16 protein-coding genes are annotated in these 13,827 nt (G+C 59.5%); 12 read left to right on the top strand and 4 right to left on the bottom strand.

Annotated elements, in window-relative coordinates:
- Nucleotides 1–2: 2 nt before the first annotated feature.
- Nucleotides 3–1,112 carry a bifunctional diaminohydroxyphosphoribosylaminopyrimidine deaminase/5-amino-6-(5-phosphoribosylamino)uracil reductase RibD gene (gene ribD / locus PH562_RS12545; protein WP_285173381.1) on the top strand — a complete coding sequence of 370 codons (1,110 nt, stop codon included), beginning with the start codon at nucleotides 3–5 and terminating at the stop codon, nucleotides 1,110–1,112.
- Nucleotides 1,112–1,732 carry a riboflavin synthase gene (locus tag PH562_RS12540; protein ID WP_285173379.1) on the top strand — a complete coding sequence of 207 codons (621 nt, stop codon included), beginning with the start codon at nucleotides 1,112–1,114 and terminating at the stop codon, nucleotides 1,730–1,732. The genes ribD and PH562_RS12540 overlap by 1 nt, the downstream gene beginning before the upstream one ends.
- Before the next feature lie 45 nt (nucleotides 1,733–1,777).
- On the opposite strand, the gene PH562_RS12535 is transcribed toward PH562_RS12540, so the two are convergent.
- From PH562_RS12535 to PH562_RS12525, 3 genes are read right to left on the bottom strand one after another with little or no spacing between them, the layout of a single operon-like run.
- Nucleotides 1,778–2,251, bottom strand: a complete 474-nt coding sequence (locus PH562_RS12535; protein WP_285173377.1) for a GNAT family N-acetyltransferase — start codon at nucleotides 2,249–2,251, stop codon at nucleotides 1,778–1,780.
- 20 nt (nucleotides 2,252–2,271) lie between these two features.
- The gene (locus tag PH562_RS12530) at nucleotides 2,272–2,790 is read right to left on the bottom strand and encodes a GNAT family N-acetyltransferase (RefSeq protein WP_113229605.1); all 519 of its coding nucleotides are present in this window, start codon (nucleotides 2,788–2,790) and stop codon (nucleotides 2,272–2,274) included.
- Nucleotides 2,791–2,827: 37 nt separating this feature from the next.
- On the bottom strand, nucleotides 2,828–3,337 hold the full coding sequence (locus tag PH562_RS12525; protein WP_285173373.1) for a cupin domain-containing protein: 510 nt from the start codon (nucleotides 3,335–3,337) through the stop codon (nucleotides 2,828–2,830).
- A 197-nt stretch (nucleotides 3,338–3,534) separates the two neighbouring features.
- Between PH562_RS12525 and PH562_RS12520 the strand changes: the two genes are divergently transcribed.
- The 3 genes from PH562_RS12520 (at nucleotide 3,535) to PH562_RS12510 (ending at nucleotide 6,863) form a co-directional block, all read left to right on the top strand.
- Nucleotides 3,535–3,990 carry a 6,7-dimethyl-8-ribityllumazine synthase gene (locus PH562_RS12520; protein WP_285173371.1) on the top strand — a complete coding sequence of 152 codons (456 nt, stop codon included), beginning with the start codon at nucleotides 3,535–3,537 and terminating at the stop codon, nucleotides 3,988–3,990.
- A gap of 3 nt (nucleotides 3,991–3,993) precedes the next feature.
- Nucleotides 3,994–4,476, top strand: a complete 483-nt coding sequence (nusB, locus tag PH562_RS12515) for a transcription antitermination factor NusB (protein WP_047627120.1) — start codon at nucleotides 3,994–3,996, stop codon at nucleotides 4,474–4,476.
- A 248-nt stretch (nucleotides 4,477–4,724) separates the two neighbouring features.
- Nucleotides 4,725–6,863 carry a sodium-translocating pyrophosphatase gene (locus PH562_RS12510; protein ID WP_285173367.1) on the top strand — a complete coding sequence of 713 codons (2,139 nt, stop codon included), beginning with the start codon at nucleotides 4,725–4,727 and terminating at the stop codon, nucleotides 6,861–6,863.
- Nucleotides 6,864–6,941: 78 nt separating this feature from the next.
- On the opposite strand, the gene PH562_RS12505 is transcribed toward PH562_RS12510, so the two are convergent.
- Nucleotides 6,942–7,451 (bottom strand): outer membrane protein assembly factor BamE, encoded by a 510-nt coding sequence (locus PH562_RS12505; protein ID WP_069616250.1) that lies wholly within the window; start codon nucleotides 7,449–7,451, stop codon nucleotides 6,942–6,944.
- A gap of 280 nt (nucleotides 7,452–7,731) precedes the next feature.
- On the opposite strand from PH562_RS12505, the gene PH562_RS12500 reads away from it, so the two are divergent.
- The 7 genes from PH562_RS12500 (at nucleotide 7,732) to PH562_RS12470 (ending at nucleotide 13,662) form a co-directional block, all read left to right on the top strand.
- Nucleotides 7,732–8,289: a ubiquinol-cytochrome C chaperone family protein gene (locus PH562_RS12500; protein ID WP_095436235.1), complete on the top strand. Its 558-nt coding sequence runs from the start codon at nucleotides 7,732–7,734 to the stop codon at nucleotides 8,287–8,289.
- 9 nt (nucleotides 8,290–8,298) lie between these two features.
- The gene (locus PH562_RS12495) at nucleotides 8,299–8,856 is read left to right on the top strand and encodes a YceD family protein (RefSeq protein WP_285173361.1); all 558 of its coding nucleotides are present in this window, start codon (nucleotides 8,299–8,301) and stop codon (nucleotides 8,854–8,856) included.
- 102 nt (nucleotides 8,857–8,958) lie between these two features.
- Nucleotides 8,959–10,005 (top strand): phosphate acyltransferase PlsX, encoded by a 1,047-nt coding sequence (gene plsX, locus PH562_RS12490; protein WP_285173359.1) that lies wholly within the window; start codon nucleotides 8,959–8,961, stop codon nucleotides 10,003–10,005.
- 19 nt (nucleotides 10,006–10,024) lie between these two features.
- Entirely contained in the window at nucleotides 10,025–10,996 is a 972-nt protein-coding gene (locus PH562_RS12485; RefSeq protein WP_285173358.1) for a beta-ketoacyl-ACP synthase III, read from the top strand.
- Between the two features lie 107 nt (nucleotides 10,997–11,103).
- On the top strand, nucleotides 11,104–11,442 hold the full coding sequence (locus PH562_RS12480; RefSeq protein WP_069616254.1) for an integration host factor subunit alpha: 339 nt from the start codon (nucleotides 11,104–11,106) through the stop codon (nucleotides 11,440–11,442).
- Between the two features lie 230 nt (nucleotides 11,443–11,672).
- The gene (locus PH562_RS12475) at nucleotides 11,673–12,218 is read left to right on the top strand and encodes a MerR family transcriptional regulator (RefSeq protein WP_092710757.1); all 546 of its coding nucleotides are present in this window, start codon (nucleotides 11,673–11,675) and stop codon (nucleotides 12,216–12,218) included.
- Nucleotides 12,219–12,558: 340 nt separating this feature from the next.
- Complete coding sequence (locus PH562_RS12470; protein ID WP_285173340.1) at nucleotides 12,559–13,662, top strand: porin; 1,104 nt, start codon at nucleotides 12,559–12,561, stop codon at nucleotides 13,660–13,662.
- Nucleotides 13,663–13,827: the final 165 nt, after the last annotated feature.

Genomic DNA, 13,827 nt, shown 5'->3' with positions numbered 1-13,827 from the left:
CCATGGCGCCGCGGCCCGAGGACGAGCGTTTCATGGCCGCGGCCATCCGCCTGTCGCGCCGGCATCTTGGACTGACCTCCACCAATCCGTCCGTCGGCTGCATCGTCGCTAGGGATGGTGTCATCCTCGGCAGCGGCGTAACCGCACTCGGCGGTCGCCCGCACGCCGAGCCTCAGGCGCTGGCCGAGGCAGGCGAGGCGGCCAGAGGCGCCAGCGCCTATGTGACGCTCGAGCCCTGCTCGCATTACGGAAAGACGCCGCCCTGCGCCGAGGCGCTCATCGCTTACGGCGTGGCACGCGTCGTCATCAGCGTCACCGATCCCGATCAGCGCGTTTCCGGGCGTGGTATCACCATGCTGCGCGAGGCCGGCATTGAGGTCGATACCGGTGTTTTGGAGACGGAGGGCAGGCGCTCACTCGCTGCCTATCTCATGCGCCAGACGAGAAACCGCCCCTATGTGACTCTCAAGCTTGCCGTTTCCGCCGATGGCATGATCGGCAAGACGGGCGAGGGGCAGGTGCGCATTACCGGCGATATCGCGCGCGCGCAGGTGCAGATGCTGCGCGCCGAAAGCGACGCCATTCTCGTCGGCATCGGCACAGCGATATCAGACGATCCGGAATTGACTTGCCGGCTTCCCGGCTTGGAGGATCGTTCGCCGCTCCGTATCGTCATCGATGAGCAACTGCAGCTTCCGCTCGGCAGCAAGCTTGTGCAGACTGCACGCAAGTACCCGGTCATCGCGGTCGCCGGCCATCCGCCGTCCTTCGATGACAATACCGATGCCGCATTCCTCGGACGTCGTGTGGCGCTCGATGCCGCCGGTGTCGAGGTATTGCAATCCAATTCCAGCGAGCCGGGAGAGCTGCTGGAGGCGCTTGGTACACGCGGCATCTCGTCCCTGCTGGTGGAAGGCGGCGCCAGGACGGCGCGGCGCTTCCTCGATGCCGGACTGGTCGATCGCATCCTGCTGTTCCAGGGGCCGGCCGATATCGGCGAGGGCGGTATTGAATCGCCGGTTCTCAAGTCCAATATCCCAGCTGATTTTATTCATGTCGGCGAGAGCCGCTTCGGCGACGATCTCTGCTACGAATACGAAAGAGGTTTTTGATGTTTACCGGAATTGTCACCGACGTCGGCACGGTTGAATCCATTTCTCCCTTGAAGGAAGGCATCAAGCTGCGCGTTGCCACCAATTACGATCCCGAGACGATCGATATGGGCGCGTCCATCTCGCACGCCGGGGTTTGCCTGACGGTTACGGGTCTGCCTGAGCAGGGCAGCAACGGACGATGGTTCGAGGTCGAGGCCTGGGAAGAGGCACTCCGCCTGACGACCATCGGCAGCTGGGAGGCCGGAGCCAAGATCAATCTCGAGCGCTCCCTGAAGGTCGGCGACGAGCTCGGCGGTCACATCGTGTCAGGCCATATCGACGGCAGGGCGGAAATCCTCTCCGTGACATCAGAGGGCGAGGCCACCCGCTTCCGCCTGCGCGCCCCGGAGCATCTCGCAAGATTCGTCGCACCGAAGGGTTCGGTTGCGCTCGATGGCACCTCGCTCACGGTCAATGCCGTCGAGGGTACGGAATTCGACGTACTGCTGATCCGCCATTCCCTGGAGGTGACGACCTGGGGCGAACGCAAGGCCGGTGACTTCGTCAATTTCGAAGTCGACACCATGGCACGCTACGCCGCCCGGCTGGCGGAATTCCCGATCGTCCGCGAGGGCTGAATGTCGCAGGCTCGCTGCCAAGGCGCCGGTCGGCGCCTTGGCAGCTTACGTGAGAGTTTTTTCCATCAGGAAGTTCGACAATATCTGGCCGCGCTTTTCTACCTGCTGCGCGGTCACGACGACAAAGCCGTTGCGTTCGAAGAAGGGGCGGGCTGTCAGGCTTGCTTCGGTAAATATCCGTTGAAAGCCCTGTTCGCGGGCCGCGCTTTCGACGGTCGCGAGCAACAGGCTGGCGACGCCCTTTCCCTGATAATCGGGCGAGACGAACATCATATCCAGGCAACCATCCGATTTCAGATCGGTAAAGCCGATGGGCTTTGAACCATCCATCGCAAGCCAGGTCGGCCGGCTCGCTCGATATTGTGCCCATATTTCGGCATCATCGACCTTCGCCCAGGCAGTGATCTGTGCCGGATTGTAGTCCTTGGACGCCACCTCGCGAATGGCCCTCAGGAAAATGTCGATCGTGGCTTCGGCGTCATCGAGCTCGTAAGGTTTGACGGAAAACCTATCCAGCATGATAGTTCTCCCCACAGCGCTTAACGTTCGAATAGGACGTTGGACCTGTCCTTTAGTATGACTTCGCCGATACGGCGGAAGCCGATCTTTTCGGCAACCCGTATCGACGGCAGGTTTTCGAAATCCACGATGCAGGTCATGCGACGTCCTGCGAACTGCCCGTCCGCCCAGGCGATCGCTGCGTTCATGGCCTCCGTCGCATAGCCCTTGCCTTGCATCGGCGGCGTGATGCCCCAGCCGGCTTCCAGCGTGCCTTCCGTCATCGGCGTCATGTCGCGATGCAGATCCAGAAATCCCACTTCGCCGATCAGCCGGCCGCTTTGGCGTTCCTCGACGGCAAAGAAACCGAAGCCGAGATGATGCCATAGGCCGGCATAGCGTAAAAGGCGGGCCCAAACCTGTTCGCGCGTGGGCATCTCGCCGCCGATGAAGCGGACGATATCTTTGTATTTCCAGAGCTCGAGGAATTCGTCGAAATCATCAAGCGTATGGCCCCGCAGCAGAAGCCGATCGGTCGTCAGTGTCGGAATATGGGTCATCGGATTAGGTCTTTGCTGAAAATGGTTTTGGTGGTGGTCAGTCGTCGGAGGCGCCGGGCTCGCCGTCCCAGTAGTCGAGGTTGGTGGCAGCGGCGCGGCCGATCGCACGGAAAGCCGTCCTGCCGTCGCTATAGGTTTTGGCCAGGAACTTGCCGGAATCGGGATATTCCACGATTTCGGTCCGCGCCTTCGTGGAAATGGCGAGATAGGTGAGCACGCCGGGGCCGACATTGATCAGCTGATGTGCCGTTTCCGGGCCGCCGGCTGGAGCGCCCAGAACATCGCCCTTGCCGACCGCGATGCGCTGGCCGCCGAAGCGATATTCGCCTTCGCCGTCGAGAATGACGAACATCTCCTCCTCGACATGATGATTGTGAAACGGACAGCCGGATTTGCCCGGGGGCACCTCGTTGTAGCTGATGCCGAGCTGCTTCAGCCCGAGCTTCGCTCCGAAGGACGTGTCGCTGCCGGCAAAGAAGCTGCCTTGCTGCCAATGTTCCAGTTCAAGCTCGCCGACATTGATGGCGGGTGTGGATTTCTTCGTCATGAACCTCCCCCTCGCAGGCTGCAAATTATTATCGAAGCGGTTGCGTGTGCGGAAGCCACAATTTCCGCGGCGCGCCGATCATTTCCAAATAGGGTCGGAATCGGCGCGGGCCATTGAAAAACACTTGCCAAGCGAGGCCCGCCGTGGTTTGACCCGGCCTAACAAGGTGCCGCGCCCTCTCAAATTGCAGGTGATGTATGACCAGCTCTTCCAATGCTCATATCCTTATCGTCGAAGCTCGCTTCTATGACGATATGGCCGATGCCCTGCTCGACGGCGCCAAGGCCGCTCTCGAGGAGGCAGGCGCGACCTATGATATCGTTACCGTGCCCGGTGCTCTGGAGATCCCCGCGGCAATTGCCATGGCGCTCGATGGCGGCGACAATGGTAATGTGGTTTATGACGGCTATGTGGCTCTCGGCATGGTTATCCGCGGCGAGACCTATCATTTCGATATCGTCGCCAATGAATCCTCGCGGGCTCTGATGGATCTGGCCGTCAGCGAATCTCTCGCGATCGGCAATGGTATCCTTACCGTCGAGAACGATGAGCAGGCATGGGCGCGTGCGCGCCGTTCGGACAAGGACAAGGGCGGTTTCGCCGCCCGTGCGGCGCTGACCATGATCGCGCTGAAAGAGAAGTTGGGTGCATAATAGATGAGCAATCAGGATAACGAGCGACCGGCCAAGCCCGCCAACCAGCGGGGTGCCGCGCGTCTTGCGGCGGTTCAGGCGCTCTATCAGATGGATATCGGCGGAACCGGCGTTCTGGAGGTGGTGGCTGAATACGAAGCCCACCGTCTCGGGCAGGAGCTGGATGGCGAGACCTATCTGAAGGCCGATGCATCCTGGTTCCGCTCCATCGTGTCGGGCGTCGTGCGTGAGCAGACGCGGCTCGATCCGCTGATCGGCTCTGCGCTTCAAGACGACTGGGCATTGTCGCGTCTCGATAGCACCGTGCGCGCTATCCTGCGCGCTGGCACCTTCGAGCTTATCGACCGCAAGGACGTGCCGGTTCCTGTCATAGTCACTGAATATGTCGAAATCGCGCATGCCTTCTTCGAGGAGGACGAGCCGAAGCTCGTGAATGCCGTGCTCGACCGAATCGCCAAGCAGGTTCGCGGCGAAGCGAAGAAATAAGCCTCGTCGGACGCTCGGATCGTAGCGGTACGCATTTTCGTTTCCTTCGTTCGCGCCTGATTTCATCTTCGAATATTCTTTTGAACCTTCTGCGGGTGTTTTACCCGCGGACGGTCTTGACGCGACGTTTTCCCGCCATCAATCTCGCAACTGCACATCGGCCGATCTCCTGGAGGAGGGGATCGACCGTTGTTGCAGGCGGCCGGGGGAGGAGTGAACCGCCGGCTTTTTTGGAGGGAAAAAGCGAAATGTCGATTCTTTTAGGAGTGATCGCATGCGGACTGCTCTCGGTGATTTACGCCGTATGGGCAACCCGGTCGGTGCTCGCTGCCGATCAGGGCAACGCCCGCATGCAGGAGATTGCCGGGTATATTCGTGAAGGAGCGCAAGCCTATCTGGCGCGCCAATATAGAACCATCGCCATCGTCGGGATCATCGTTTTCATCGCGGCCTGGCTCCTCTTGTCGGCCGAAGCCGCTTTTGGCTTCCTGATCGGCGCAATCCTCTCAGGCGCCGCAGGTTTCATCGGCATGCACGTCTCCGTGCGTGCCAATGTTCGGACCGCGCAAGCCTCGTCGCAGAGCCTGTCTGCTGGCCTCGACATTGCCTTCAAGTCGGGCGCCATTACCGGCATGCTGGTCGCGGGCCTCGCCTTGCTCGGGGTGTCCATCTACTTCTACGTCCTGACCGGTATTCTCGGCCATGAAGCCGGTTCGCGTGACGTGATCGATGCGCTCGTCGCCCTTGGTTTCGGCGCCTCGCTGATCTCGATCTTCGCCCGTCTCGGCGGCGGTATCTTCACCAAGGGGGCCGACGTCGGCGGTGACCTCGTCGGCAAGGTTGAAGCCGGCATTCCGGAGGACGATCCGCGCAATCCGGCCACCATCGCCGACAACGTCGGCGACAATGTTGGCGATTGCGCCGGCATGGCGGCCGACCTGTTCGAAACCTATGCGGTGTCCGTTGTCGCGACCATGGTTCTCGCTGCTATCTTCTTCGCCGGCTCACCGCTTCTTGGCTCGGCCATGATCTACCCGCTGGCGATTTGCGGCGCCTGCATCATCACCTCGATCATCGGCACCTTCTTCGTCAAGCTCGGTGTCAATGGTTCGATCATGGGTGCTCTTTACAAGGGCCTCATCGCGACCGGCGTACTGTCGATCATCGGTCTGGCCGCAGCCACCTCGCTCACCATCGGCTGGGGTTCGATCGGCACCGTTGGCGGCTTCGACATCACCGGCACGAAGCTCTTTACCTGCGGTATCGTCGGTCTCATCGTCACGGCGCTGATCGTCGTCATCACCGAATACTATACCGGCACCAACAAGCGGCCGGTCAATTCCATCGCCCAGGCATCGGTTACCGGTCATGGCACCAACGTCATCCAGGGCCTTGCCGTCTCGCTGGAATCGACGGCATTGCCGGCGATCGTCATCGTCGGCGGCATCATCGCCACCTACCAGCTCGGCGGCCTGTTCGGCACGGGTATTGCGGTCACCGCCATGCTCGGCCTTGCCGGTATGATCGTCGCGCTCGACGCCTTCGGCCCGGTCACGGACAATGCCGGCGGCATCGCGGAGATGTCGCATCTTCCGCCGGAAGTACGCAAATCCACCGATGCGCTGGACGCTGTCGGTAACACCACTAAGGCCGTTACCAAAGGTTACGCAATCGGTTCGGCGGGCCTCGGCGCGCTGGTCTTGTTCGCGGCCTATGCGAACGATTTGCAGTATTTTGCCGCTCACGGTGACAAATACCCGTACTTCGCCAATATCGGCACGATCTCGTTCGAGCTTTCGAACCCTTACGTCGTTGCCGGTCTGCTGTTCGGCGGCCTCATCCCCTATCTCTTCGGCGGTATCGCCATGACGGCCGTCGGCCGAGCCGCCGGAGCGATCGTGGAAGAGGTTCGCAAGCAGTTTCGTGAAAAGCCCGGTATCATGCAGGGCACGGAGCGTCCCGATTACGGCCGCGCCGTCGATCTGCTGACCAAGGCGGCCATCCGCGAGATGATCATTCCGTCGCTCTTGCCGGTTCTGGCGCCGGTCGTGGTCTATTTCGGCGTCCTGCTATTGTCCGGCTCCAAAGCCTCTGCCTTTGCCGCTCTCGGCGCTTCGCTGCTCGGCGTGATCATCAACGGCCTCTTCGTCGCCATCTCGATGACGTCGGGCGGCGGCGCCTGGGACAACGCCAAGAAGAGCTTCGAGGATGGCTTCGTCGACAAGGACGGCACGCGCCATATGAAAGGCTCGGAAGCTCACAAGGCATCGGTAACGGGCGACACCGTCGGCGATCCCTACAAGGATACGGCAGGTCCGGCCGTCAATCCGGCGATCAAGATCACCAATATCGTCGCCCTGCTGTTGCTTGCGATCCTTGCCGGCTAAGCGAAGCAGACAAAACGCAAAAAGAAAACCCGCGGAGCGCAGTGCCTCGCGGGTTTTTCATTGAGATATCGTCCGGTCTTATTGGCCCGGGTTGAGGTTGTTGAGGAAGTTCCTTGCGCCGTTGACGCCGCTTCCGCTGCCCTGGAGGATCTGCTGCAGGAAGGTGATGTCGCGACCGCCGGTCGGGGTCGTGCGGCTGATCATGTCGAAGACCTTGCCGTCCTTCAGCGTGTAGTTGGCTTCCTGCTTCACCACCCCGTCCTTGTCGAAATAGATCGCCAGAATGTTCTGATCGACCAGCTTCGGCTTCATGAAAGCGACGGCGCGCGTACGCTTCTGGGAGATGTAGTAGAAGACTTCGCCATCGAAGGTCGCGGTGGTGGAAGGCGTGCCGAGCGACAGCAGGACTTGTTCGCGGCTCGAACCGACCGGCGCAAGTGCCAGCGACTGCGGGTCGAAGATATAACCGTTGTTCATAACCTCGCTGGTCTTGCAACCCGAAAGACCCATGGTCGCAATCACGAGGGCGATGGCGGCAGCGCTGCTGAAAGTAATGTCAGACTTGAAATACCGTCTGGTCAACGACATCTCATCTCCCCTAATGAATCAATCCGATGGCCGGACGGCCGATATGACCTTGCTGTGCACATCATTGTGGCCTTTCCGCGATGGCAAAAGGCACAATCATGTTGTTCGGCACTCTTCGTCACCGATCATGCACAACGTGACGACGGTAAGGGCTGGAGCCTCGAAGCGGGCACAAACGGCATTGCAATTCGCGCCTGCTTCGGTAAACCAGCTTTTGCGTGGATGCAACAAGGCCAAGCAAAATCGGCGCGCTCCGAGGGAGCCAATTCCGGGAATTTTCATGATTTTTGGGCTCTTCCGCAAAAGAAATCACAATCAGATCATCGTTGTCAGGCAGTATGAGGCGCTGACATCCATGGCGCGACAGCCGGTTTTCTATACCGACTACGAGGTGCCCGATACGGTGATGGGGCGCTTCGAATTGCTGTCGGTGATGATGATCCTGTTCTTTCGCCGCACGCGATCGTCGGCGACAAGCGGTCAGGAACTGGCGCAGGAAATCGTGGATGCTTTCTTCGAGGATATCGATTATTCGATCCGCGAGCTCGGTATAGGCGACAACAGCGTGCCGAAGCGCATGAAGAAGCTGGCCGGCATGTTTTATGGGCGGCTCGAAAGTTATGCGGGTGCCATGGATAGCGGCGATCGCACCGCGCTTGCCGCGGCGCTTCAGCGCAACATCTATCCCAAGGCGAGCGAAAGCGCGGCATCCATGCGTTCGCTGGCCGATTGGATGATGATCGCGGAAGCGCACTTGGCGACCATAACCGAAAACCAGATCGCTACGGGCTCGGCGACGCTGCCAGTGCCGGATAAAGTCGGCCAACGGGCCGGTTAGGAGATAAAAATGAAAAGACACGACTCCGATGAAACGCCATTTTCCTATCCGGTGAAGGTGGGACATATCTCCGCCAATCCGGTGGATGTCCATGTCGAGGCTGACGATCGCGAATTGGCCGGGCTCGCCGCTCTCTGGGATGTTCTTTCGGTCGGCAAGCTCGAAGCCGACCTCAAGATTTCTCGCTGGAAGCGTGACGGCGTGCGCATCAAGGGCAATGTGAAAGCAAAGATCGTTCAGGCTTGCGTTGTCACACTCGAGCCGGTCGAATCTGATATCGACGAGGACTTCGAGCACATCTTCGTGCCCGAGGATTCCAAACTGGCGCGTGCGCCTTCTGTGGATGCCGGAGAAATGATACTTGATCCCGATGGCCCGGATCTTCCGGAGACCTTTACCGGCGATACGATTGACGCCGGCGCGGCCGTTGCGGAATTTGCCGCCCTCGCCATCGATCCCTATCCGCGCAAGCCCGGGGTCGAGTTCGATGCGCATATAGAAGACACGGGCGAAGATGACAGAAAACCTTCGCCCTTTGCCGTTCTGAAAGATTGGAAAAAGGAATAGGCCCCGGTGCCGTTCGAGCACAATTCAGTTGTAACCGGGGGAGAAAACGGTATTTTGACGCCAAATTCGCCCGTCGCGGCGGAGAAAAAGGACTAGGGACGCGTGATCAGAATTTCTCTTGACCTAATGGGTGGCGACTTCGGCCCTGAGGTTGTTGTTCCCGGCGCGGCCAAGGCGCTGGATAGGCATCCCGATATTACATTCATCATGTACGGACAGAAGGAACGCTGCGAGGCGGTCCTCGCCAAATATCCCAAGCTTCGCGAAAAATCGGTCTTTCACGAATGCGAGGTTGCCATCAGCATGGATGAAAAGCCGAGCCAGGCGCTGCGCCGCGGCCGCTACGTCTCCAGCATGTGGCGCTCCATCGAGGCGGTGAAGACGGGCGATGCCGATGTCGTCGTGTCCGCCGGCAACACCGGCGCGCTGATGGCGATGGCGAAATTCTGTCTCCGCACCATGGCCAATATCGAACGTCCGGCAATCGCGGCGATCTGGCCGACGCTGCGCGGCGAAAGCATCGTGCTCGATGTCGGCGCGACGATCGGCGCCGATGCCCAGCAATTGCTCGACTTTGCCCTGATGGGTGGCGCTATGGCGCGCGCGCTCTTCGAGATCGAACGCCCGACCGTCGGCCTGCTGAATGTCGGCGTCGAGGAAATCAAGGGCCAGGAAGAGGTTAAAGACGCCGGCCGTCTCATTCGCGAAGCCAATCTCGAATCGCTTGAGTATTCCGGTTTTGTCGAAGGCGATGATATCGGCAAGGGCACGGTCGACGTCGTCGTCACGGAAGGCTTTTCCGGCAATATCGCGCTGAAGGCGGCGGAAGGCACGGCAAAGCAGATCGGCGCCTATCTGCGCGCCGCCATGTCGCGCACGCTGCTTGCGCGTATCGGCTATGTATTAGCCAAGGGCGCCTTCGATCTGCTGCGCGAGAAGCTCGACCCCAGCAAGGTCAATGGCGGCGTTTTCCTCGGCCTCAACGGTATCGTCATCAAGAGCCATGGCGGCGCCAATGCGGAAGCCTTCGCAGCCGCCATCGATGTCGGCTATGATATGGCCAAGAATGGGCTCACGCAGAAAATCGAAAACGATTTGAAGAGATATCATGCCAAACGGCTGCCCCCCATCGGGCCGGAAGCGGCATGAGAGACGGGGTACAAGCAGAATGATCCGTTCAATTGTTCGCGGTTTTGGGGCGGCGCTCCCCAAACGCGTCATGACCAATGCCGAGATGGAGCAGGTCGTCGATACCAGCGACGACTGGATCGTCCAGCGCTCCGGCATTCGCCAACGCTATATCGCCGGCGAAGGTGAAACCACGGCTTCGCTTGGCGAGCAGGCGGCGCGTGCGGCTCTCGCCAATGCCGGGATGACGCCGGATGACCTCGACCTCATCATCGTTGCCACATCGACGCCCGACAATACCTTTCCTGCCACGGCGGTGAATATCCAGAATCGGCTCGGCATGCATCATGGCTTCGCCTTCGATGTTCAGGCCGTCTGCACCGGCTTCGTCTATGCGGTAACCACGGCCGACGCCTATATTCGCGGCGGCCTTGCCAAGCGCGTGCTCGTCATCGGCGCCGAGACATTTTCCCGTATCCTCAATTGGACCGATCGTACGACGTGCGTCCTTTTCGGTGATGGCGCTGGTGCGCTGATCCTTGAAGCTGGCGAGGGAAGCGGTGCCAATAGCGATCGCGGTGTGCTGACGGCAAGTCTGCGCTCCGATGGCTCCCACAAGGAAAAGCTTTATGTCGATGGCGGCCCGTCCACGACGGGAACGGTCGGTGTCCTGCATATGGCGGGGCGCGAAGTGTTCAAGCACGCCGTCGGCATGATTACCGACGTCATCCAGGCCGCATTCGATGCGACGGGCACCACGCCCGACGATCTCGACTGGCTCGTGCCGCATCAGGCCAACCGCCGCATCATCGATGGGTCCGCCAAGAAGCTCGGAATCGCTCCCGAGAAAGTTGTGGTCACTGTAGACCTTCACGGCAACACGTCGGCTGCGTCCATCCCGCTTGCGCTCGCCGTTGCGGCCGGTGACGGGCGAATCAAGAAGGGCGACCTGGTGATGCTGGAGGCCATGGGCGGCGGCTTCACCTGGGGCGCGGTCCTGTTGCGCTGGTAGTGCCGCATCTCTAAAAGCCGTTCCGAACAAGAGCTTGACCGTTCGGCGCAACGGCAATAGTCTCGCAAAACCTGAAGAAGATTACGCAGCAATATGGGCGGGGAGCTATGACGGGCAAGACAGTGACGCGCGCAGACCTGGCGGAGTCGGTATTCCGGAAAGTTGGTCTCTCCAGAACGGAGTCGGCGGAGCTCGTCGAGACTGTGATCGATGAAATTTGCAACGCCATCGTGCGTGGAGAAACGGTAAAGCTCTCCTCGTTTGCGACATTCCAGGTGCGTGACAAGAATGAACGCATTGGCCGCAATCCGAAGACCGGCGAGGAAGTGCCGATCTCTCCGCGGCGTGTCATGACCTTCAAGGCGTCGAACGTCCTCAAGACCCGCATTCTGAAAGCACATGCGAGCCGCAAGGCGAAGGCCAAGCCGGTAAATCCCGCCTCCTGATCCATCCTTGTGATTTCTGTTTTCGTTCGGTCGCACGCTTTGCCGTGCGGTCGCTCCGGAGCATCTTTTGTGCTGATTTGTCGCCAGCCTGTGCAGCGGCTGAAGATGTGACTTGAATTTCCACCGCCAAACCGTTGAAATATGGTGAGTCGTATCATGGAGTGATACGAATGCCGACATCCGCTTTTGCGTGATCCGGCCAAACGGCGCCGTATGCGCAGTGTGGGAGTATGATGATGGACAAGAGCCCGGATGCATTTCGCACGATCAGCGAAGTCGCGGAAGACCTTGATCTGCCGCAGCATGTCCTACGGTTCTGGGAGACCCGGTTTCCGCAGATAAAGCCGATGAAGCGGGGTGGCGGCCGGCGCTATTATCGCCCCGAGGATGTCGACCTGCTGAATGGTATCCGCCATCTGCTCTACGATCACGGTTATACGATCAAGGGTGTTCAGAAGCTCCTGAAGACCAACGGCAACAAGTTCGTCATCGCCGTCGGGCATGGCGATCTGGCCAGTGTGGAAGCGCTCGCGGCAGCTCAAGAGCCCGCCGCCGTGGAGCCCCGCGTGGCCTCTGCCAATTCTGACGAAGACCAGATTGTCGGTCGCGCCAAGGCGCCGATCAGCCGCCGTTTCTTCAATTTCGTCAGCGGTGACGACGGCGTGCCTGATGTCTCCATCGGCAAATCGAGTGTCGGCAAGGAGGATCGCGCTTTGCTTCAGGAGACGCTTTACGATCTTCTGGAATGCAAGCGTCTCCTCGATCAGGTGCGATAAGGCTGCCCGCACGCGTTGGGGCCGCACGTGTTGGGGATTGTGGCCAAAGCATTGTGTTTCGCAAGTGTACAACTGTGGTATGCATTCGCTCCAGCGCGTGTGTCGTGTCCGTTTTGTCATTGCGACAGGCGCGTGACATTTTTGTCACGTCCGCTACTCTTCTGCGTTGCAGGAATTAGTTCGGCAGCCTTATTAACTTGCTGGGACAAGCTCACGGGTTCAGTTTTGACGGCGAAGCTTATTGCTTCGCCCTGTTTGAGGGGAACAGTCAGGCTATGGAGGGGCACGCTGTTGTCTGCCGGGAGACTCCATCTCTGACAGATAGTCGAATGGAGACACCATGAACATCAAGAGCCTTCTTCTTGGCTCCGCCGCCGCCATTGTCGCGGCGAGCGCTGCCCATGCCGCCGACGCTATTGTCGCTGCGGAACCCGAACCGCTTGAATATGTCCGCATCTGCGATGGATACGGCACAGGCTATTTCTATATTCCCGGTACTGAAACCTGCCTGAAAGTCGGCGGAAAGGTTCGCACGGAAGGCGAGTGGTATGACGCCTATAATCCGCGCAGTAAAGTCGGCACGCTCTGGCATGAGCGTGTGGAGCTCAATGTCGATACGGCGACCGACACCGAATACGGTCCATTGAAGACCAACACCATCTTCCGCTGGGAGTGGAATGATGGAGGCGCGACCTCCTCCAAACTGCTATTTGCCAATATCAGCCTCGGCGGCTTCACAGTCGGCAAACTCGATTCTCAGTACAATCTTTACGTGGGCTATGCGGGCGATGTCATCAACGACGACGTGATCTATGACGGGCCGTATGAACTTAATCAGCTGACCTATAAATACGAGCCGGACAATGGCTTCTCGGCTGTGATCTCGCTGGAAGACTCCAATTCCACCTCCGACGGTGAAGCCTCTTACGGTGCCGGCTGGTGGACGGACGACAAATCCAACCACTATGCTCCCGACGTCGTTGCCGGGCTCGGCTACAAGGCCGGCAACTGGGGCATCAAGGTCGTCGGCGGCTATGATTCCATTGTTGAGGAAGGTGCCATCAAGGCTCGTCTCGACGCCAAGTTCGGCGGCGTGGAAGCCTTTCTGATGGGTGGCTGGAATACCGACGGCGACAAGCTGAACAAATATGCCGGCACCAACCAGGATATTTCAGCTTGCACGACCTCAAGCGGCACCAACGCGGCCAAATGTGGCTGGGGTGACTGGGCGCTTTGGGCCGGCGTTGGCGTCCCGGTCAACGACAAGCTGAAGTGGAACCTGCAGCTTGCCTATACAGAGTCTAAGATGTTCGAGGCGACCACAAACCTCAAGATCTATCCGGTCAAGGATTTCCTGGTCGAGCCGGAACTCACCTATGTGCATTATGACTACATCAAGGATGATACGGTCGCCGGCATCCTTCGTTTCGAACGGAACTTCTGATCGAAAACGCGCCCGCGGTCTCGACGGGGTGCGGGCGCGCAAATCGGATATGAAGGCCCCGTCATCATGAATTGACCCCCGAAAGTTGGACACCCAACTTCGGGGGTTTTGCATGTCCAAATACAGCAGCGCATTCAAGCGAGAAGTCATTGAGTATTACGGCAA

Source organism: Rhizobium centroccidentale (genome assembly GCF_030182565.1).
GTDB lineage: Bacteria > Pseudomonadota > Alphaproteobacteria > Rhizobiales > Rhizobiaceae > Rhizobium.
Note: the sequence above shows the minus strand (reverse complement) of the source record. Positions and strands in the feature narration are given on the sequence as shown.